Source organism: Dyella subtropica, from assembly GCF_026283965.1.
Classification (GTDB): Bacteria; Pseudomonadota; Gammaproteobacteria; order Xanthomonadales; family Rhodanobacteraceae; genus Dyella_D; species Dyella_D subtropica.
The window spans coordinates 12,304-33,554 of sequence record NZ_JAPDPD010000015.1; the positions used below are offsets into that span (position 1 = coordinate 12,304).

Here is a 21,251-nt window from a genome sequence, read left to right on the forward strand (position 1 = left end):
CGTTTCCCTCAGGATCAGGCGGGTTGCACTTCACGCGCTGCGGGCCGCGTGTCGCTAACCGGAAGCGGGGGCGCGCTATCGGCGCCGTGAACGGTCTTGAACCTGCCGTCGCCGCTCAGCGCCACATCGGTCACCGCGACCTGATCCTCCTCGCCTGCGTGGCGGAACGTTGTGGTGATTCGCACATTGAGGCTTGCCCGTTCGGGGGCTCCGGAAGCGCGGCTGATGTCGGCGCGGACCTGCGCAGTCCAGCCGTCGAGCATTTGACCCTGGCCTGGCGAGATCGCCACGTCGCCCACGGCGCCGCCTTGCCAGGCCCAGTCGATCGTCACCGGTGCCGCCGTTCGTCCGCTCGGCCCATCGATGTAGGGCCAGTCGTCGAGGACGATGCGCTGGCCGGCCATGCGCGGCTGGCCGGCGCCGCCCGCTAATGCATTGGCGGGCTGGACCAAGCCTGTCAGTTGGGCAAGATCGTAGCTGCGCCCAGTGCTGTTCTCGGTTCGCCGGGTAAGCGTCACGCCGATGCCGAATTCGCCTCCCGGAAGCGGCGGCGCGGCAGCAAGCGCGTAGCCGACGCCCGCCGCGCTGCCTCGGTTGATGGTGTGGCCGGAGGTGCTGCCCGCGTAGACGAGCTGGATGCGGTCGATGTTGCCGGCGGCCTCAAACTCCCCGGTAAAGGCATCCCAGCTCATGATGTAGCGGCTGCCGGTGTTGTGTGTGGTGAGGTAGCTGCCCGCCGCACCCGGCGTGCCCACCACCCGGTCCCAAGGATCGGTGATGCGCACGTAGTACTGTCCGTCCTGGCGATACATGCCGGTAACGACGACGGCGTGGATGGCCTGCGCACCGGGGGTTGCCGAGACATCGGCGGTTACCCAGACCGGCCCGTTGGCCTCGACAATCTGGCGGAAGCCATCGGGTGTGTAGCAAGCGTTGGGATGGATCACGAGGCCGAGGCCGTTGACGAAGGCCCGCTTGTCCGCTGGCATCAGCCCGCCGCTCAACGAACTGTCCATACGGGCGCAACGCGCCAGCAATGTCGGATCGACCGACTGTCTGTCCCGCCAGCCGACCACCATCGCTGCGGCCGTCGCCCAGCAGCTCTTGTCGGTGGGCTGCGGGATCATCTCGATCTCGTCCCAGTTGATCGTCCAGTCGTCGGCGTCCAGAGCGCGCGATACGTCGTAACTGCTCCCGGTGCGTCGTTTCGGGTTTACGCCGTAGCCGACTTTGCCCCCCGGGGCCGGCGTCCCGGTGCCGAGCGCATAGCCGACGCCCGCCGCACTGCCTCGGTTGATCGTATGGCCGAAGGCGCCGCCCGAATGCATCAGCTGGATCACGCCGATGCCGGCTGCCGCCTCGTACTCCGAGACAAAGTCCTCGTAAGTCATGATGTAGCGGCTGCCGGTGGTGTGGGTGGGTGGGATAGTCCGCGCGCCGGGATGGCCCGGCGTTCCCACTACACGGTCCAGTGGATCGGTGATCCGCACGAAATAGGCACCGCCGCTGCGGTACATGCCCGTCACCACCACGGCATGGAAGAAACGGACCGGCGCGCGAACGACTTCGGCCACCCAGATCGGACCGTTGGCTTCAAGTAACTGGCGAAAGCCTTCGGGCGTGTAGCAGGCATTGGGTTGGATCGTGAGGGTCGAGGCATTCGCGAAGACCGACACCTCGGCCGGTTTCAGGCCATCTTGCATCTGCTGTTCGAGGCTGACGCACTGCGCCAGCCGCGTGGGGTCGACACTCTGGTTGTCGCGCCAGCCGAGCACCATCGAAGCGGCGGTCGACCAGCAGCCCATGTCGGTGGGTTGCGGGATCTGTTGCACCTCGTCCCAGTTCACGGTCCAGTCGTCGGCGTCCAGCGCGCGCGATACGCCCTGTGCGACCGATAGGGCCTGACCGATGCCGAAGAAGCCGCGGCTCGGGATCGGCGCCTTCAGATGGCCGACATACGCGAGCGTTCCCGAGGCCATCGTGCCGGTCGAGAGATTGGCAAGGTCGCCCGGCGCCACCCAGTTCGGCGGCACGCTGACAATCGGTCTGCCTGCATCCTGGAAGGCCTGGGCGACCAGTTGCGAGCAGAAGAGGGTTTCGGTGTCGGCGCCATCGCCAAGCTCGATGCGGCCGATGAAACGGCGGCAGCGCTCGGCGGCGTCGCCCGAAAGCAGATCGCAGGCGTGACGGTCGATCTGGTAGCTGGCGATGCGGATCAAGCCGACATAGTTGTAACTGCGATCGAGATAGCGCGCGGCGGCATCGGCAACCTGCTGCTTCTGCGTATCGGTCAGGTTGGGTACCCGGAAAGCGACCGCGAGGCGTGAATCGGCGAGCGCATCCGCGAGCGGGCGCAACTGGACGCCGGCGCCGGTCGACTCGATCACTTGTCCGCCTTGCCCGACGTAGAGCATCGCATGACTGATTTCGGCGCCAGAGCCGGCACGAATGACGGCGGAGCTCGCATGGCCGGTGGTACTGAGGATGATGTCGCCGATTTCCAGGGCGCTGGTGCCGATCGATAAGCCGCCGACGCCGGGGTCGAGCGGAATGTCGTCACTGAGCGCGCGCGCGCGGAAAGCAAGCGCCTGGCTGGCACCCTGCGGCTGGCAGGTGCGGCTGGTGACCAGCCGCATGAAGTAATCCCAGTCCCAGTTGCCGTCGGGGCACGAGGTATGGCCGGTGGAGGTGTCGGCCTCGCGATGGCCCATGATGGCGCTGCGGTTGACCGGCAGCTGATATTTGTCGCACAGCGACGAGACCAGCGCCGCCGAGGTTTCGTACTCGAGCTGGGTCGGCGCCTGCGCGTCGAAATGCTGGACGGTACCGTTGGGGCGCGGGTAGTCGGCGCCGCCGCGCTTCACCGCGATGTGCTCGATGCCGATGCTTCGTTTGTTTGAGCCCTTGCAATGCCAGGCTGTGTCGGCCTCGGAGACGAACTGGACGACTTCACCCGCCGGCCCGACCAGGTAATGCGAGCTCACCTTGGAAGCGGCGTTGGTGAAGGTATTGACCACCCGCTGGACGGTGGGTACGTCGGCGATGTGGATGATGATGCGGTCGATCGTCGTGCCGCCGCGCCCCTCGTCGAAATTCGGGCTGGCTTCAGTGCGGGTGACCAGGCTGTTCTCGCGCGCCCCGAGCGCTAGTGCACTGGCGGCTGCAGTCGGCGCGGCGGCTGAGCCGTCATCGTCGCTGTAGGGCGGCGTATCGATGCCATACGCTTCGGGATCGGCGCTCAGGCCTCGCGACCAAGTGTTGGAATTGGCCCCCATCCCTTGGGAGACAGCCGGGCGCGCTGCCGTTGCCGGCACAAGAGGCGTAGCCGCGACTGGAGCAGGCGCTGCAGGAATGGCGGAAGTTGCAGCATTCACGGGATTCGCAGGCGGTGCAGCGTGCAGCGGCGGAAGCGGGCCGAAGCCGTCGTCGTAATGGGTGTCGTTATGCGGCGAAGCGGGTTGGACTGCGGGTTGCGGAGCAGCTGCGGTGGCTCCAGGTGCAGCCGGCGCTGGCATGGCCGTGGCGCCCGGCTGGCTACTGTCGCCGGCCCAGTTCAATAGGGGGCCTTTGGCACGCGCGCTCCCGCGAGCCGGGAACATGCGCACTCTCCGCAGCGCCCGATCACTGAGCCCCGAGAGCGAGATATACGGACTGTTGGTGTTCGGCAGCACGTCGACCGTCCAGTTGTCGGCCGCTGGCGACGCCGCGGTAGCCAGGCCAAACCACAGCCGTTGCGCGCCCACGAAGCGCGCCAGCACCACCGGCGGCACCATGAACACCGTTTCATCGCGCGGGATCGACAGCAGGCCGTCTTCGCGGCTGGTGTAGAAGGTCGAGGACGTGCGGCCTTCCTTCCGCGTGAACAGGGCAGGGTCGGTGGCGATCGCCACTTCGGCGACGCTTGGGGCACGACCGACGCGGATGGTGAAGCCCAGCATCGGAAAGCGGTCGGTTACTGCCATGCGGTTGGGACGGAGTTGCGCTGCCATGTCTTCACCTCACCTTTGATTTGGACCGGGTTCGTCGCGCTGACCGCCCAGCGTTGGTTTGTTGCGCGCATCGATCGCACGCTGTTCGAATTCCTGCGGGGGGAGGATCGCCAGATCCGTTTCCGGTTCGGCGATGTCCGGAATTTCGTGGTGCGCCGCTTCGAACTGCGCGATCGAGCGCACGAGCAATTGGGCCAGCAGCTTGGCGTGGACCGGGCTGGCCGCGATGCGATTCATCAACTGCACACCGCCGGACTGAGGCTCTACCTGCCCGACATCGATCAGGAACTCGAAGGCGTTATGTCCGACCTCGAAATAGTTCGCATAGCTCGCCAGCAGCGGCCGGTGCGGGCCAGTCGGCTGCGCCGGGTCCGGGGGTAAATCCTGGAGTGGCTCGATGAGGTGCACGAGGGCCTTCTTGCATTCCGACAGGTTGCTATCGGTCTGCCTTCTGGCAAGTAGCGGGCCAACGCGTCGTCGTTGACGCAACAGCGTGATTTACTGCGGATTTACTCGGGCAGCAGGGGATTTGCAGAGGCTGCCGGTCTGTACCATGTGACAGTGGCACCGTCACACTGAGACATTGTCGCCGCCGGCCAAGTTGTATTTAGCCAGCTTGCGATACAGCGTCATTCGCGACCACTTCATCTGGCGCGCAGCTTCCATCTTGTTCCAGTTGGTCCGGCTCAGTACCGAGATCAGCCGGTCGCGCTCAAGTTCGCCGGCGGAGAAGTCCTGCTCGAACAGGCGGCGGAACGAGGGCGGCAGGTCGCCCAGGCCTAATGGACGCCCTTCGGGTGGATCAATGAACAGCGCCTCGATCATGTTGCGCAATTCGCGGACGTTACCCGGCCATTGGTAGTGGCACATGCATTTGAGCAAGGCTGGATCGGGGCGACCCACCCGCATTGCACGCCGCTGGTTATGTTCATCGATGAAGTGATCGGCGATCGAGCCGATGTCCTGCCGCCGCTCCCGCAGCGGCGGTATCTCGACCCTCGCAACATTCAGGCGATAGAACAGATCGGGACGGAAACGCCGCTCGGCGACCAAATCCTCCAGTCTTTCGTTGCTGGCGGCGACGATCCGGACGTCAATCGGACGTCGGCGCAGCGAGCCAATCGGTGTCACCGTGCGGTCTTCGAGCAGGCGTAACAGCTTGGCCTGGGTGGCGGGCAGCATCTCGCTGACCTCATCCAGAAAGATGGTGCCGCCGTCCGCTTCGACGAAGCGGCCGGGCAGGGCGTGGTCCGCGCCAGTGAAGGCACCGCGCTCGTGGCCGAACATCTCGGATTCGAAAAGACTGTCGGGCACGGCGGCGCAATTGACCGTGATGAACGGCTTGTCGGTTCGAGGGCTGAGCTGATGGACAGCGGTGGCGACACGTTCCTTACCGGTACCGGTTTCGCCGGTGATAAGCACCGTGGTATCGCTCTGAGCCACCTTTGTGAGATAGCGGCGCAGGTCGATCATGGCCGGACTTGAGCCATGCAACCCGAGCGAAGCCGCCAGCACAGCTCCCGTCGCGTTCATGCGCGGGCCGGTTCGCTAAAAGCTTGCTGGCGGCCGTTTCGTCGGAAAAGGCTGTTGCGTTGAAATCCTCGGACAAGCCGATCCGCCCAGGTCGTGCAGCCGTGGATGTGTTTGGCGCCCATCCGCAGTTCAAACCAGGCGGCTAACGGATGACATCCCGCCCCAATTTTCATCGCCATTCCCCCGTTTGATCTTGAGGAACAAGACAGCAATCCCTATTGCGGCCATAGCCGCGTGTCATGGTGTCGGCAGAAAAGCGAGTGTAGCGTCGGGCAGGGTGATGCCTAAGCGAAGACGCACGACGGCTTGTTTGCATCGCTCATGGCTGGACACCGAAAAGCTGGCTGCGAGAAGGCGATGCATGTTGTTGGTTTCATGGCCTTTTGGACGCGAGCTGGACGGCTTTTTGCTGTTGAGCTCCGCTTCTAAAAGGCGTACGCCCATGGCGTTATCGACACCTCAGCCGCTGCAGCGCAGCTACGCCTGGCTAAATCCCAATGCTTAGCAGCGCCGCCGACTACAGGCCTGATGGAAATCCTCCATCTCGTCGATACGTTGGCGCAGCCGTACAAACATGGGGTCGTGCCAAGAATCGATGAAGCCTGGATTGCCTATAGCCCGATGATGGTCTTCGGCTCCAGGTAAGCCTCCAAGCCGAAAACCCCGTATTCGCGACCAAGCCCCGATTGCTTGAAGCCACCGAACGGCGCCTTGGGTTCGTGGGCAAGCGTGTTGACCATAACCTGGCCGGCGTCGATACGTGCGGCAACGCGAGTCCCGTACATGCGGCGCTATCCGCATCGTCCGCGAGGGTTGCGACGCCGGCTTTCGCGCGCAGGACATCATTCCCGGCGATATGGTGGCGCTGCCCACGGGGCCACGGATCTCGCAGTCGATGCCTTGCAACTGCTCGTAGAAGGTCACGCTCGGTGTGAGCCACCACAGCACAGTAGGCGTGGAGAACTTTAGTCAGTGTCTTCCATGATCGTCATTTCAGTTATTTCGTTCAAAAACAAAGCCATACATGACTTCTCTGAGATCTTGAGTCATCGTCATGAGAGGCAGCTTGGCGCTTTCTGACACGATCTGAAGATGATCCATGCTTTCAGACACGATCCTTAAACGACCTGCCATTGACTTGTTTTCGCCATACCTCACTCTTTTCTGGCATCAGATTGACGTGGCATAAACTTGTAGCGGCGCAAGGTTCCACGATAAGTCGCCGCCTGGATCGTTATCGATGGACACACGATCCCACACTGAAGGGGTAGCTGCGTCCCGTTCGCCTACCGTCCTAACTCTTAAGAAGGGCTCCCTAGTTGTCTACCAGGGATGTTCAGCGAGAGTGCTGGGCGTGTGCTCACCATCCCGCATTGTTATCAGCATCGTCGGTACAGATAAAACGGTGTGGGTAACTGCAGGCGAACTTAGCGGACACGCCGTCACTGTTGACGTCGCTAGTGGGCAGCAGAAATCCTGTTTCAGGAACCCAACCGACGAGGAGCTGACTCGCGCGCAGCGCTGGGCGAAATTCTTAGAAGAGAGCGTCCAGGAAGGTCAGCTCGGAGTCGACCAAAGGAATCGGATCGCTAAAGAGATGGGCGTTTCTACACGCACCGTCCTGCGGCATCTGGATCGCTACCTCTTCGATCAAACACCTGCAAATCAACTTCCGGATAAGCCAGGGCCAGCGAGAGGATCCGAACTATTTTCGCCAGTAAAGAATGCTCTTATAGAAAAGGCGATTGAAGAGCTGTACGAAAGTGAGCAGCGCTCCAGTATCCGGGCCACAACCGATCGCGCCGGGCAATTGGCCGCAGCAGCAGGCATTAGCCCACCGTCATATACCGCTGTGCGATCCCGCGTTAGAAGGCGGGATCGCTGGAGAGCGGAGCGAAAGCGTCACGGACGTGTTCGTGGCAATGCATTGGCAGGGCCCGCTGGAAATGGCATCAAAGTTCGCGAATCACTGGCCCTTGTGCAAATGGATCATGCCATTGTCGACGTTATTGTCGTCGATCCAGAGTCTCGCGAGGAAATTGGGCGTCCATGGATCACATTGGCCATCGACGTGGCGACCCGATGCGTGGTCGGCTTCTATCTATCATTTGAGGCCCCGTCCCAAACCAGCGTCGCGCTGGCCTTGGAACACTGCTGCTGCCCCAAAGACGACTGGCTGAGAGAAATTGGCTACGAGGGTGAGTGGCTGCCGTTCGGCCTAATGAAGACAATTGGATGGGATAACGCCAAAACCTTCCGTGCTACGTCCCTCTGCACTGCGTGCAAAATGGCAGGCATTGAGCCAAGGTTTCGCCAGGTACGTACCCCAGTTCATGGCTGCTATATCGAGCGATACATTGGCACCTACATGGGAAAAGTTCATCTCCTTAAGGGAACGACATTCTCAAATACCAAAGATCGCGAAGACTACGACAGTCAGAAGAAAGCAGTCATGAGCTTGGCAGAGCTAATCAAATGGACGGCACACCAGATCAATGGCGTCTATCACAACACGCTCCACAAAGGGCTTGGAAAAACACCACTCGAAGCTTGGAATTCGGCCTGGACAAGAAGTGGTCAATATGAGCTCCCGCCGTTTCCCGCAGATCGTCGCGCGTTCCTTCTCTCACTGCTCCCCGGAGTCTACCGTCCTGTCACTCGAGAGGGCTTGCATCGCTTCAATTTGAAGTACTGGGATGACGCGCTTGTCCCCTTCATTGGCGACGGGAAGAAGTATTGGGTGGCTCACAATCCCCTCGATGTGAGTTGCGTATATTTTCGTCTCGGTGATGCCTACATCGATATCCCATGGCGTGACCGGACGCGTCGCCCGATTGCTCTGTTCGAATTGACAATGGCTAAGAAGGCTTTGAAGCGTGAACATAATTGCGCTTCAAGTGAAGCGGAAGTGTTCGAGCACATCAAAGAGATGCGGCGAATCGAGGATGTAGCAGATTCACTGACGCGTGAACAACGACGCATCAAAGCTCGCCGCCCCAGGGGTGGTCCCGCCCCCTTGTCCAAGGTGTCGTCGGATATCGACTACACGAAAGCCTCGGTCGCCTCACTCAACCCGATGGACAGCCTGCGATGAACACCGAGGCACATCTGGAAAGCGATACACTGAGCGTGCTCTTTCGCGGCCTGAACGATCGGGTGCAATGGATCCAGAGCGACCATTGGGTCAACACTCCAGCCACGCGGGCAGCGATCCAATGGATGGAATACCTTCTTCGCAGTGCGCGACGCAGTCGGCCGAGCTGCTTGCAAGTGGTAGCTGAGCCAGGGATGGGTAAAACGGCGCTTCTGGAAGCCTTTGGCAAACTCCATCCTGTGGCACCTACGACAGATCCGTTGCGCCTTAGTCGCCCACTTTTACTGGCCAATGTAACTCTAGGCGATGCAGGGGTTGCAGGATTACGCCATGCACTGATGAGAGCGGCGTGGCCCGAGGCAAGGGCAATCGAAAACCACTGCACAAAGGATGAGTGTGACGCGACCTTGAAGTGTCAGGGGGTGAAAATGCTTCTTCTCGATGAGGCAGGCGAGCTACTCAAGTGTGGACCATCGGCACACCTCCGTGTTTTGTCCGAACTGAAGCGGCTATCGAGCGAACACCAAATCAATATCGCGTGCGCTACGGTCGAAGGCTTGGACCATGCGTTGCACGCCGACATTCAGCTACGATCGAGGTTCAAGAAAACGCTTGCGATTAGGCCCTGGACCGAGTCTCAAGACTTCCGCAATTTCGTATTCGGCTTGGAACAGTACTTGCCGTTCCCCGAGCGATCTTATTTGGATCGCCCAGAGGTAATTCACTGGCTTCTACGTCATGGGAAGGGAAACACCGAGAACGTGGTAGAGCTCATTCGCCTCGCGGCACTATTTGCACTCGGGCGTGATGCGCCGTTTGTAGGCATGGCCGATTTCGAATTGGCCAGAACGGCGGAGCTACCGCCTCCTATCGCACTTGGTGCGGCAGCGTGAACCTGAAATCCATGGCCGGACTGGGCGTTCGACATGGACAGGGAGAGTCGCTGACATCATGGCTCAAAGCTGGCCCACTTGGCGCTGAGCCATGGGTCAGCAATCCAGGGAGGATCGGCGGACTCGTTCTACAAGATGCGGCGTATTGCGCTAAGTGCTGTTTCTCGGAACACGGTCGCAAGCGGTGGTATACCAAGACAGAATGGATCGATCCGCGCTACGTTATCTGCTCTGAACATGGGCTGCCACTCGTTAGATGCAGCAGATCACTGACCAGATTGCGGACTCCTGTGCTTTCTCAAGCGTTTCGCAGCGAAGCCAAATGCATTAGTAATTGGGTTGACGCCTGGAAGCAGCGCAGCCCGTGTACGCCAGGAGGTTGGTTGATTTGCCAAGATGACTGCCTTGAGGATCAGATCCTTTTGGCGTTTTCCGGGCAGGCATATGCGCCGAAAGCTTCGATACAAGCGTTCTGGCTTTCCCACTGGCGATTACGAGCTGAGGGGTGGCCATTGCCGTTGGCACCCCATACATGCCCTGCATTCCAGGTAGGCTTGATTGCGCGCCAAGCGGACCGACTCGCCCTTGTCGGTGCGGTTCAAAGGGTTTGGTCGTACCTAGTCTTTGAGAAAGAGCACGCTTGGCCGCCACTGCTCATTGAGCGGACCAGTTTTTTCCGCCTACAGGAAACCCTGCGCAGTTCATGGCCCCACTTGATGGACCGACTGCCACTTGTCTTCATTCCAGATGATTGACTGAAGACGGATTGGTTGCTCGATGGCATGTCATATCGATCGTACTCAGGGTGAGCGATGGTGGCCCGTCTCATGGCTTCCAAAGTTTGAAGGTTTCATTTTACGGCGCCAACAAAAGTTACGCCGTGATAGGTTCCTAGGTAACGATCATCGGGAAAAACCACGAGATTCTTGCCATCAGAGTGCACGGCGCTCGGATAGATCAAGCCGCCGAGCTTGGCACCCGGAGCAGGTTCAAAGACCTGAGCCAAGTACTCACAGACTACCTGGGAAGGCACATAGTCGATGTGCTCATGGCCATCCTTGGTCACCGGCATGCTGATGGCGTCGACAAAAGCCCGAATGAATAGAGCATGCTCGCGACCGTCTTTATTGGCGACGTCAAACAGTGACGGCACGACCGGCAACTGAGTCAAGTCAATGACTTCCAGCGGCTTCGTCAACGTGAATGCTGCGGTGAATACCGTTCGGCTCGTTCGGCCGGTGATCCCAATTTCACGGCGAGCAGTAGGCTTGTCGAAAGCGGTATAGAGGTAGGGAATGCCGGCTGGATTCATCCGGCCGGCAGACGTAATCTCTTTGGGAGGTGGCCCTAGCTGATTCGCGTCCGGCAACCAGATCTGGCCACGAGGGCGTATGCGAGAGCGGAAGACTTCAATCCCGGCCGGAAGAGTGCGAATTAGTGGACGGAGGTTCTCTGCGATCACAGGTAACACATCAGCCGTATCGACGTCATAAGGCGATGTGGATTCAGAGCGCGGGGTGGCCGCAAAATGGAAGCGGGTTTCGTGCTTAACGGTATGAGCGAACATACGCCAGCCTGCCGAGAGCACTTCGTGCGGATGGCTGCCTGCCCAATGGCCGTTAGCGGCAGGAACAAAGAAATCCCCGTTCGTTTCAGCATCGACTACCGCCTGGAAAAAGTCCGGATTGCCCCCGAAATCCAGGTTGTATAGGACCTCATGCACATCAATCGGCTGCACGACGAAGCCTCCGTCGTAAGGGACGCCGCCCAAGGCCGGCTCGCAGTAGTACATATGGATGGCGTCGTAGACAGCCTCTACCACGACATGGGACTCGGCCGCGATATCCACCACGTCGCTTTGACCACAGTAATCGCAGGTGTCAGCGCAAGCGGCGCCGTTGATCAAATCTTTCAGATACGGATCGTCGACACAGTCCGCGCACACGAAGGTTTCCGGCGCCGACCAGCCGCGCGCTTGGGCCTCCATCCATTCGGTTTTTACAAATCCCATCTCGTCCCCGCTCGCTGGTGTCGCTCCGTGGTCATAGCATGCCTGGCGTCGTCTTCCGCATGCAGATAGATCGACGTGGTGGCAACGGAACTGTGGCGCAAGTTCTGCTGGATGTGGTGAATGGGGGTGCCGTCGTCCGCTTGGTGCGAGGCGGCCGTGTGTCTGAGCCAATGCGTCGACACGCGCCGGAGTTGGGTGGCGCGCACCGGATCCTTAGCGTCCCAATGGTCAGCGATGCGACTGAAGGTGTCTTTGACGATGAGGTAGACCGCCGTCGGCGTGAGTGCATCATCGCGTCCCGCAATGCCAAGGATAAGTGGGCGTCGACTGCCGACCTCTGGCGTGGGCGATAATCCAAGAAAAGAGCGGTAGCGCGCGAAATCTTGAATCAGAGCGTCACCCAAAGGGATGCGGCCCTCGATACCGCCTTTGCCAATGACCCGAAGCCACCATCGGCCACGGACCATTTGCAAGTCCGTCTCCTGTGCCTGGGCGGCCTCCGACACTCTCAATGCCGTTTCGTACAGCAGGCGAAGCGTCCAGCGTGAACGTTCGTACCGTTGGTATTCGCGTGGCGTCAGGCGCGGCAAACAATCCAACTGGGCCAGCGCATCGGTCCATAGAGGGCGATCCAGGAAGCGCTCGATTCGGAGGGGCGCTTTGCGCGCGCTGCGGCGACGGGGCTGCAATGCGAATGGCGAGCCGGCTAGGTAGCCCGCGCGCACCAGGTAATTGAATAGGCCCGCCAAGATACCGATTGCTTGACGCCGACTTCGATCGGATAGCGGCCCGGCAAACAGGCGACGGTGATCCCCCCTACGTGCTAGCGCGTCGTCGCACCAGTCGGCGGGCGGGCTAGTCAAGAAGATCTCATAAGCCAGCACGTCCTCGCGGGTCAGGCTGGAAATTGCCTTGCCCCGCACCTGTGTCGCCCAGGCCAGCAGCCGTTCGGCTTCTTTACGGTAGCTGCGGAAGGTGTGGGGGGAGGCCATGTATTCGGCCAACCAGACGCTGATGGCGGCAACATCGGTGTCTGCGGCGATTTGGCGAGGCACCCCAGCCGGGGCGCGATTGACTCCGTGGGTGCCGGATAGCGCAGGTGGCAGCTCTACGCCGACTGCAATGGTCACGGTCATATCGGACATCGGGCTTTCCTCACTGCCGTGCACACCCTAGGGTAGGGTACACGGCAAATATTTTCTGATTATAGCAATTATCATAAATTTATCAGAGTAATCGTTATACATATAACGTAATACTGTGATATACATGTCGTGCGGTGGCTGAATTGGAGCCGCCCGGGAGCTGGAAATCTCATGGCGCGCACGAGCGATACCCGCACGTTGACCCGCAAAGCTGCTGCCCAATTGGCCACACAGGGTCGGCTGCCGCACACGTTGACCGTGGACCAGATCTACGAGGTCATCCGCCAAGGCAGTCGCACCACGATCAATGACGAGCTCAAACAGTGGAAAGCCGAGCGGGCGAAGTCCGATGCCCTGGCAGACACATTGCCGCCTCCCTTGGCCGATGCGATGTGCTCCCTGTGGGCCAGTGCCGTTGAGCAGGCCGCCGAGCAATTTGCGGCGGAGCGCGAGCACCTCACCGCTGCGCTGACCACCGTACAGGCGCAGGTCCACGAGCTCACCCTCGAGCGTGATGCGCAGGTCGTGCGGAGCACGACTCTTGATCAGGAAATAGCCTCGCTTACTGAGAGACTGGATGCGTTGCGCCAGTCGCTCGCTCGCATCGAAACCGCACATGCGGTGGCGATGGCCGAGGCCACCACGCTGCGTACCGAATTGGAACAGCTCCGTCACGACGCGGCCCTTGAACGCTCGGAAGCGCGGGCGTCCTATCACGCCGCGTTAGTCGAACATGACCAGGCCTTTCGCCAGGAATTGGACCAGGCTACTGACCGACTTCAACGTACTGAGGCCCAGATGCTCAAGCAGGTGGACGATGCCCGTGTTGCCCACCGGCGCACCGAGACGCAATTGACCCGCCTGCAGGAACAACACACCACGGCACGAACCGAGCTGGCCGAGGTGCGTCAGCGTGCACTGCGCGACCAGCAAGAGCTGACGGCATCGCGCCATGCCCTGGCGTCGGCACAGGAGCGCATTGCTCAACTGGAAACGCATGCGACCGAGCGTGATCGCGCGCTGGTAAGCGTGACCGCGCAGTACGAGGCCGCCAATCGGATCATTGCTACGTTGGAAGCCACGCTCAAAGCCAGCGGACGCCGCCCGCGATCACGCCCGCAGGCGCATTGACCTAGCGCTTACGCGGTGAGACCCAACCTCGTTATGCTTTCACGGAAGGGGAACACCATGACTACGACCTCACGGATCGAATGGACCGAGCAGACCTGGAACCCAACGATCGGGTGCACCAAGGTGTCAGCCGGTTGCAAGCATTGCTATGCGGAAACCCTGGCCAAACGCCTTCAGGCGATGGGGGTGGACGCCTATCGCCAGGGCTTTCGACTCAAGCAGCTTCCTGATCGGCTGGATGAGCCACGGTTGCGCAAGAAGCCGACGATCTACTTTGTCAATTCGATGAGCGACCTGTTCCACGAACGGATCCCGGATGCGTTTTTGGATGCCGTGATGGCGGTCATTGCCGATACGCCGCAGCACCGCTACCAGATTCTGACCAAACGTCACGAGCGGTTGGGTCAATACTTTAAACATCGGGCGGTTCCGGGCAACGTCTGGCTCGGTGTCTCGGTGGAAAATCGGCGCCACGGTGTTCCGCGGATCGACGTGTTGCGCACCATTCCAGCGCGCATTCGGTTTCTATCCTGCGAGCCGCTATTGGAAGATCTGGGTGCACTCGATCTCTCTGGCATTCACTGGGTCATTGTCGGGGGTGAGTCTGGCCATGGGGCTCGGCCGATGCATCCCGATTGGGCGCGTGCCATTCGCGCCCAATGCCAAACCCAGGGCGCCACATTCTTCTTCAAGCAATGGGGTGGCTGGGGGGCCGACGGCAAGCGTCGCTCAAAGAAAGCCAATGGCCGAGAGCTAGATGGGCGCCAATGGAACGGCATGCCGGAGACGGCCAGCGCCGCCATGGCCTGAGAGAGATCTACCGCGCGAACACCATCAGGGGGATGGGTATGAAGGGAGTCACGCAGCAAGCGCTGGAACATTACGAAGATCGCGAGCACTCGTTAGTCAAACACGCCATCCTGGCCTCGTACCTGCAACGATGCTTGATGATTGTCGGACAATGGTCGTCCAAGATCGCCTACATCGACTGCTTTGCGGGCCCCTGGAAATCCCAGATGTCCGATCTTTCCGACACGTCACCCGGGATCGCTATTCACCTGATGGCCGATTGCCAGGCCACCTTGCAGGAAAAGCACCACAAGCAGGTACGCGTGCGTTCGGTCTTCGTCGAATCGGACGCCCAGCGTGCGGACCTGCTCGATGCACACGTTCAACAAGCACCCACCAACATCGTGCGGCCGGAGATTTGGCGCAAGTCATTTCAAGACGCTATTCCGGAAATTCTCGCCTGGCTGGAACCGGACGAATTTGCCTTTGTGTTCGTTGATCCCTTCGGCTGGAAGGATGTCATTGAATCGTCCGTACTTGCGCCATTCCTGAAGCGCGATCGCACCGAGCTGTTGATTACCTTCATGTGGAACTTCATCAATCTGGCCACGGGCCATACCGAGCAGGAGGCCAATCTCACGGCCGTCTTTGGCAAGGACTGGCAGGCAGCCAATGCCTATAGCGGGGATGCCAAACATCGGCAGCTCATGAGGCGCTACCGCCAACAGCTCACCACAGCCTGCGATGGCAGCGGACTGAATCGATTACGCACGGCAGTGCTACCCGTTGAATACGCCAACAAGAAGAAAGTGATCTTCAATCTGGTCTACGCCACGCATAACGCCACCGGATTGGTGGTGTTTTGGGAGCAAGCCGAACATGTGGTTGCCCAGCAATCCCGATTGAAACTTCAACACCGTCTTGATCACGTGGCGAAGCAGCATGGACAAAATGACTTGTTCAATGCCGACGCGCATCAAGATGAACCGCATCTGCCGTCCTACGACCTCAAGCAAGCCTGGTTAGCGCGGCTGCCCAATGTAGACGATGTACTGGTGGTCGACACCATTGTCATGGCCGACCTAATCGAGGCGACCGATGGCCTGCTATCCGATTTGCAGAAGGCCCTTGGTGAACTGATCAAAGACGGGACCATCGAAAACGTGAATGCCAAGCGGCCACGCAAAGTCCACGTGGTGAACTACCGGAACAAGGAACAGTTGCGTCGTCTGAAGTGAAAAGGACACATGGATATTCATATCGACATCCGCCGCACACTGTCGCCGGCGGAATTTGGCCCCGAGGCGTTGTTGGCCAAGTACACCGGCACGATTTATCGGAGCTTGCCGCATCGCGTGGTGGGGCGTGCGCGCGCCTACGTGGTGCCGATCGAACAAGCACGAGACCACGGTCATCAGGCGCTTGACTTCCTGGATGTAGATGGCGATGTCTGGCCTTATCACGTCCTACTGTCGCGCCGCGAAGCCGGCGCTTTCTCCGCAGCAGTCAACCGTATTCTGGGGACCGATGAGGTCTTTAACCAGAATCTTCTGATCATTGACCGGGTGGACATTCTGCCGCGCTACCGCGGGCACGATTACGGATTGCAGGCGATGCACCTGATGCTGACGCATCTTTCGCTGGGTTGTCGTCTTGCAGCGATCAAGCCCTATCCGTTGCAACTCGAAGTACCTGGTGCCATGGGCGTAGATAGATCGTGGCATCAACGTTTGCAGTTGGAACGCTTTACCCTTACACCATCACAGGCCATGCGCAAGCTGCGCTCACACTACGCTTGCCTCGGATTCGCGCCGGTTCCGAGCACCGACTTTATGGTGCGTGATCTCGAAGACGGTTACCTCATGAACTGGGACAATATCGCTTCAGCGCAACGCGACGGTGTCCAAGAAATCGATTAACAGTAAGGAGCCACGGATATGCGATCCCTTCGAAGTGCCACCTTAACGGTCAGCCTGATGGCAGGCTGGGTGGTCGTTGGTTGTGCGCAAGCAGCCACGCCGGCCTATACGCCCGGCAGCTACGATTCGCAGAGCGACATCTTCGACGCCATGAGCGGCTTCAGGACGTTCAATGGCACGTCTCTTCTCGCGCTTTTACGCGGGCATGGCCTGCGCATCATGTACGTGCAGGTGAACACCGTGGAGTCCTTAGGCCCTCAAGATGGTGATATGCCGGGTGACGTGGTGTATGGCCTGCAGATCGAAGGCACCGCAACCGGAAAGCTGCCTTGCGATCTCGGCAGCATCCACGGCACCCACGCGGCGCCTTATACGGAAGAGTTCATCCGCCGTGCTGACGTATTCCCCGTACCGGATGAGCACAGCGACGTGCCCACCGGACCGCTGATGTTTTGGGCGGCCACAGGGCGATGCTCTAAGGCGTATTGAGCGGCGACCCGTAGTTCACGAGAAGGGCAACAGTCTATGGCCTCCCAAAATAGTGACCTGCTCAATGAAGTCCAGTTTGGCGCCTTGGTCCGTGCTCTTGCACAGGATGTTGTCGACGCGCATATCCACTGGGACCAGCACAATGCGCTTCAGGCACAACTCGAGAAATGGCCCCAGGTTCAAGCGGAAGCGTGGCCGTTTTGGGGCTATACCCTGACGGCTCATCGGCGCACCACCTTGGCCGCACTAGCCCGGGTGTTCGACCAGGAAGAGAATTCACTGCATCTATATGCGTGGCTGACGACGATTCGTAGCCACCTTCGTCTCTTCGGCAACCATCCCGTGCACCATCGCCCCAGCGACGACCCGTTCGCAAAGTGGCTGCCCGAGGGAGTGGTTGCGCCAGATACACAACAACTGGAAGACGACATCGCGCTCTGCGCGATTGCCGATCCCGATGTCCTGGCGCTCGTGCGCTATCGCAACAATCTTCTAGCCCACCGCGGGAGGAAGCTGTCGCTGCAAGGCGACGCGGCGAAACTGCCCACCTTGCTTTACGAACAAATCGATCGTCTGCTGGAGCGGGCACGCACGCTGCTCAATCGCTACAACTATATGTTCGACGCCTCCGTGTTTAGTATGACCCCTCTGGGCCATGACGCGGTGGAAACCGTCTTTGAGTGCGTGCAGCGCGATCTCGATCATCGCGAGGAGAAAGAGGCCGCTCGGATGGCCGCCGCTCAAGCCCGTGTACAGGAGTTCCAACACCACATCCAGCTCATCAATGCAACGGCCGAGGGCCGGGAGGATGAGGCCCGCGCAGAGCGTAAGGCACTCGCCGAGCGCTATGGCTATACCATCAATGATGCCGGTGATATTACCGGTGTGGTGCTCTTTCGAGGACCAAAGCAGACGCCCCATGATGGACGCAGGAAGTCGTGACGATAGCCTCATGCTGGGATTTCCCCCGACGCAGAGGTGTCACTATGAGTATAGTCTGGGCTTGCAACGGGGCGCGACTCGAGGCACGGAATGATGCGGGCAGGCTTCTTTACGAATGGGACAATGACGCCCCTTCGGAAATCGATTTGGCGTTGCTTGCGGTTGCATTGAACCGATGTCTAGGGGCAAATCGCGTTTTGCTAAGCCTCAGAAATGAGGTAACCACGTAAGCGTATCGGAAGGCTCATTCAATCCCAGCACGATCTCGGTGTGGAGGGGCTTTGCCGCGCGTGAGTTCACAGAGAGCTTCATCGACTCGCCGGTGGCAGCTCATGCGGTTGCTTTAGGGCGCTCGGTCCTAGAAACGGTGCTTTGCTGGCCTAGCACTCACATCAACTGCAGTTGTCAATCAGGTCCGTAGCGAACTTTGCGATGTCCGCCAACTGCGGCAAGCTGGCCAGCAGTGCTTTTATCACCGGTCGCTTAGGCGTCCCAGCCTTGAATTGTTCCTCGATCGTATCCACCACGTCCAAGGCTTCGCCGCGATCGGTTTCTGGAAGATCCGCAGCTTGTATGGCTTGCCGAAGACCTGAGATTCGTTCGTGAACCACGGCATCGTCACCGACAATGTTTGTCGATTGATCGACTGAATTGTGGTTGACCCGCGCGTTTGCGCCATGGAAATTGTAGGTGACGGACGACGCCGGCGATGCGGATGCCGGGAACGTGTGCGGTAGCTTATTGAGCTTCTCGACCCTCATCTGATAGTGGGGGCCGATCCCAGCAATGCCCTCATAAAAACCGGGATCAACGACGCGTAACGCTTCCTCTCCGCCATTGGACATCTTGCGAACCAGCATGTCGCCGGCTTCGATCAGCAGGTCGCCCCTGTGAATGAAAACGCGCCGATCCTGCACGCTCGCTTTGATGTTGTCATGGCGAGTGCCGTCCGCCTTGATCAGGGAAACTGTGTCTTTTGCCAGGCTATCGAACACGGAAGGTCCTTTTCGAGCATTGACGTTCTATTTTTACCATATCGGAATTCCCCGCGTCTCCAGCCTTATCGCGTGTCGTGGCTGCATCGGGGCTCGCCCAGATTTAGGGGCCCCCGGATCTGAGTGGGTTGACCACCGGGATAGAGCAGGAGCCTAGGTATCGCCACCAACAGGGCGGTGGCGCTGTCCACGCCCGCTGGCGTGGCACATGGCCTGAGCGATAAAGTTGTGTAGCAAGTGCTATCACTACTAGATAAGTCACTAGGAATTTCATCATGACAGAAGCCAGCATCGAGGTCTTCCAAGATCTACGCTTGAGAACCCTGCACACCGGTGCGTCCGTCCGTAATGCCATCCTGGATGAAGTGCGCGGGCCATGGCACCACGAATCGGAGAGGGAAGGGATGCTTCGAAGCGCTGGACCGCATCCCAAAGATGTTGTCGCTTTGGTGCGGGACTCGTTCGAAGGCATCGATAGATCGGCCCTCGTGTTATGGGAGGACGTGGATGGCTATCACGTCTCCAACATTGTGCCTGAGAAGGTTGGGCAACTTAGCATTGTGCAATACAACGCTATCCTCCAGGATTTTTTTGCGCGCATCGCAGAGCCAGCCTCGCGCACCGGAGCCTTTCGTGTTGAGATGACCTCGGCACAGCAATCGCTCGAGGATTGGCTCGATTCTGAAACGGCAGCGGCTTTGCGACGTTTCTCGAGAGCGGCCAATAAGTCGACAGGGGCATCGCACCCTTTGGACCAAGAGCGGTGGTTTCAATTTCTGATTAGCGCACATCGCTCCTCCGCACGGATGAGTCCGGGTGATCTTGTGCGATGGCTTAAGGAGGTAGAGAACTGGCCAGAGGATACCGCCCACGAGCTCGCGGTGGAATATGAGTTTACAAGCGCGCTGCTCCATACGTATGACGCTTCACAGTCATGAGCCTTACCTCTGGGGATATCACTGACCTAATTGGCCTGGGCGCCCCCATTCTGTGCGTCGACACCTGCACGATTCTCGATGTGATCCGCGATATCACACGCGAATCCGTGCTGGTGCACGATGTCAAGGCAGGCCTTTCGTTGCTGGCATCGGCGGAGACACGCACGGATCTCGTGGTGCTTGTTGCAGACCAAGTGATGACTGAATTGGCGGTACACCTGAGTGAAGTAGAACAGGAAGCGAGTACCAAGCTCACGAAATTTCAGGCGCAAGCACAACGGATCCACGACATCGCCGCAGAATTCGGTGCGAGCGGCGCGCTGCAAACGCATCACTTGCACGGTCACGTGGTGCGTGCCAGGGCTGTTTTGGACCGGTGGGTAGCTGTTGCCAAACCTGCACCCGGGAACGATGGCATCACAGCGCGCGCCTTTGCTCGGGTCAATGCACCGCGAACGCCGGCGCGTAAAGGCAAGGATTCCATGAAGGATTGTGTGGTGGTTGAGACATACATTGAAGCTGCGCAAGAGCTTCGGACGGCAGGACTTACCGTCCCCATCGTCTTTGCATCGTCAAATACGAAAGAGTATTACGTTTCGGGCGGGTCCCAACTCCCTTCCGACATTGCTGCCGATTTCCTGGCGGTGAAAATGGACTATGCGCCAAACTTCGGGGCTGCCAAGCACAATTTGGGTTTGTAGAGGACTGATCAGGGCCTCACTGTTCGTAAGGCTCTGTTGAAGGATGAGTCGTCACGATGTCGACTGATAGTGACACCTGAGCATCTAGCTGTAGGCGCCAGATTGCGTTCTTCGAAGCAAGCTCTTCAACAGCTCACGATCATCTTGAGTGTTAGTGAATTCAATAGGTTTTCGCCCACCAAGAGCCGGCAACGGCGTCGATAACCACTCGGTCACCCACTGCTTTGCGTCAAAATGGTGAGGATCGCCGCTTTCGTAGACCATTGTCTGTACTAGCTTCACCAGCTCATCAATGAACGATGAATGGCCATCGTGAGTGGAGGCCGGAACTGAATCTTGATTGCTTCGGTGGGACATAGCACAAGGCTACATCCGTTGGGGAGCAAATCCCAGCGGATGCGCCGCGTTTAGGGACTTGCTGACTTCGCTAGTACGGTGGCAGAAGATTTCATGCCCAAACTCACCGACATTTCATTGCCTTTCGGGGCGCCACCTTGGCCCTGTGGAGATCTCAAGGTCTTCCGGGACGAAACGCTTTCAAGCTGGTGGAACCGGACTCAGGATTCGGATCTTCCCCCTAAGGCAAGGGATCCTGATTATGGCCGTGTGCCTATAGCAGCAGCTGTGCAACATGGCCTTCCTGAGAAGGCTGCTGTAAAGGCGGGGGCTGCGCCTGATGCTT

General features: G+C 59.4%; 19 protein-coding genes. 10 read left to right on the forward strand and 9 right to left on the reverse strand.

Annotation, left to right across the window (positions count from 1 at the left end; translation table 11 throughout):
• Positions 1–14 precede the first annotated feature (14 nt).
• From OUZ45_RS13970 to OUZ45_RS13990, 5 genes are all read right to left on the reverse strand, one after another.
• Complete coding sequence (locus tag OUZ45_RS13970) at positions 15–3,989, reverse strand: papain-like cysteine protease family protein (protein WP_266170735.1); 3,975 nt, start codon at positions 3,987–3,989, stop codon at positions 15–17.
• A 9-nt stretch (positions 3,990–3,998) separates the two neighbouring features.
• A complete protein-coding gene (locus tag OUZ45_RS13975) occupies positions 3,999–4,397 on the reverse strand; it encodes a DUF3467 domain-containing protein (protein ID WP_266170736.1) in 399 nt (132 codons plus the stop codon).
• A gap of 162 nt (positions 4,398–4,559) precedes the next feature.
• Complete coding sequence (locus OUZ45_RS13980) at positions 4,560–5,522, reverse strand: sigma-54 interaction domain-containing protein (RefSeq protein WP_266170737.1); 963 nt, start codon at positions 5,520–5,522, stop codon at positions 4,560–4,562.
• Between the two features lie 237 nt (positions 5,523–5,759).
• Positions 5,760–5,966, reverse strand: a complete 207-nt coding sequence (locus tag OUZ45_RS13985; protein WP_266170738.1) for a hypothetical protein — start codon at positions 5,964–5,966, stop codon at positions 5,760–5,762.
• 167 nt (positions 5,967–6,133) lie between these two features.
• On the reverse strand, positions 6,134–6,307 hold the full coding sequence (locus tag OUZ45_RS13990; protein ID WP_266170739.1) for an aldehyde dehydrogenase family protein: 174 nt from the start codon (positions 6,305–6,307) through the stop codon (positions 6,134–6,136).
• 569 nt (positions 6,308–6,876) lie between these two features.
• Here OUZ45_RS13990 and OUZ45_RS13995 point away from each other — a divergent pair.
• Positions 6,877–8,616 (forward strand): Mu transposase C-terminal domain-containing protein, encoded by a 1,740-nt coding sequence (locus OUZ45_RS13995; protein ID WP_266170740.1) that lies wholly within the window; start codon positions 6,877–6,879, stop codon positions 8,614–8,616.
• Positions 8,613–9,509, forward strand: a complete 897-nt coding sequence (locus OUZ45_RS14000; RefSeq protein ID WP_266170741.1) for a TniB family NTP-binding protein — start codon at positions 8,613–8,615, stop codon at positions 9,507–9,509. The genes OUZ45_RS13995 and OUZ45_RS14000 overlap by 4 nt, the downstream gene beginning before the upstream one ends.
• Before the next feature lie 850 nt (positions 9,510–10,359).
• On the opposite strand, the gene OUZ45_RS14005 is transcribed toward OUZ45_RS14000, so the two are convergent.
• The gene (locus tag OUZ45_RS14005) at positions 10,360–11,520 is read right to left on the reverse strand and encodes a HEPN-associated N-terminal domain-containing protein (protein WP_266170742.1); all 1,161 of its coding nucleotides are present in this window, start codon (positions 11,518–11,520) and stop codon (positions 10,360–10,362) included.
• Complete coding sequence (locus OUZ45_RS14010) at positions 11,508–12,665, reverse strand: tyrosine-type recombinase/integrase (protein WP_266170743.1); 1,158 nt, start codon at positions 12,663–12,665, stop codon at positions 11,508–11,510. Before OUZ45_RS14010 ends, OUZ45_RS14005 begins: the two co-directional genes overlap by 13 nt.
• Before the next feature lie 171 nt (positions 12,666–12,836).
• Here OUZ45_RS14010 and OUZ45_RS14015 point away from each other — a divergent pair, with 171 nt between their 5' ends.
• The 6 genes from OUZ45_RS14015 to OUZ45_RS14040 are packed head-to-tail and all read left to right on the forward strand — an operon-like array spanning position 12,837 to position 17,935.
• Positions 12,837–13,796: a DNA-binding protein gene (locus OUZ45_RS14015; protein WP_266170744.1), complete on the forward strand. Its 960-nt coding sequence runs from the start codon at positions 12,837–12,839 to the stop codon at positions 13,794–13,796.
• Positions 13,797–13,853: 57 nt separating this feature from the next.
• On the forward strand, positions 13,854–14,606 hold the full coding sequence (locus OUZ45_RS14020; RefSeq protein WP_266170745.1) for a DUF5131 family protein: 753 nt from the start codon (positions 13,854–13,856) through the stop codon (positions 14,604–14,606).
• Positions 14,564–15,823, forward strand: a complete 1,260-nt coding sequence (gene tcmP / locus OUZ45_RS14025) for a three-Cys-motif partner protein TcmP (RefSeq protein ID WP_266170746.1) — start codon at positions 14,564–14,566, stop codon at positions 15,821–15,823. Before OUZ45_RS14020 ends, tcmP begins: the two co-directional genes overlap by 43 nt.
• A gap of 9 nt (positions 15,824–15,832) precedes the next feature.
• The gene (locus OUZ45_RS14030; protein ID WP_266170747.1) at positions 15,833–16,504 is read left to right on the forward strand and encodes a hypothetical protein; all 672 of its coding nucleotides are present in this window, start codon (positions 15,833–15,835) and stop codon (positions 16,502–16,504) included.
• 18 nt (positions 16,505–16,522) lie between these two features.
• Complete coding sequence (locus tag OUZ45_RS14035) at positions 16,523–16,993, forward strand: hypothetical protein (RefSeq protein ID WP_266170748.1); 471 nt, start codon at positions 16,523–16,525, stop codon at positions 16,991–16,993.
• A gap of 36 nt (positions 16,994–17,029) precedes the next feature.
• Positions 17,030–17,935 (forward strand): AbiU2 domain-containing protein, encoded by a 906-nt coding sequence (locus tag OUZ45_RS14040; protein ID WP_266170749.1) that lies wholly within the window; start codon positions 17,030–17,032, stop codon positions 17,933–17,935.
• Between the two features lie 392 nt (positions 17,936–18,327).
• Here OUZ45_RS14040 and OUZ45_RS14045 read toward each other — a convergent pair whose 3' ends face one another.
• A complete protein-coding gene (locus OUZ45_RS14045; RefSeq protein ID WP_266170750.1) occupies positions 18,328–18,930 on the reverse strand; it encodes a hypothetical protein in 603 nt (200 codons plus the stop codon).
• A 275-nt stretch (positions 18,931–19,205) separates the two neighbouring features.
• Here OUZ45_RS14045 and OUZ45_RS14050 point away from each other — a divergent pair, with 275 nt between their 5' ends.
• Positions 19,206–19,868 carry a hypothetical protein gene (locus OUZ45_RS14050; protein ID WP_266170751.1) on the forward strand — a complete coding sequence of 221 codons (663 nt, stop codon included), beginning with the start codon at positions 19,206–19,208 and terminating at the stop codon, positions 19,866–19,868.
• Positions 19,865–20,569, forward strand: coding sequence for a PIN domain-containing protein (locus OUZ45_RS14055; protein WP_266170752.1), 705 nt, complete (start codon positions 19,865–19,867; stop codon positions 20,567–20,569). The genes OUZ45_RS14050 and OUZ45_RS14055 overlap by 4 nt, the downstream gene beginning before the upstream one ends.
• 84 nt (positions 20,570–20,653) lie before the next feature.
• Here OUZ45_RS14055 and OUZ45_RS20870 read toward each other — a convergent pair whose 3' ends face one another.
• A complete protein-coding gene (locus OUZ45_RS20870; RefSeq protein WP_425601694.1) occupies positions 20,654–20,926 on the reverse strand; it encodes an antitoxin Xre/MbcA/ParS toxin-binding domain-containing protein in 273 nt (90 codons plus the stop codon).
• Positions 20,927–21,251 lie beyond the last annotated feature (325 nt).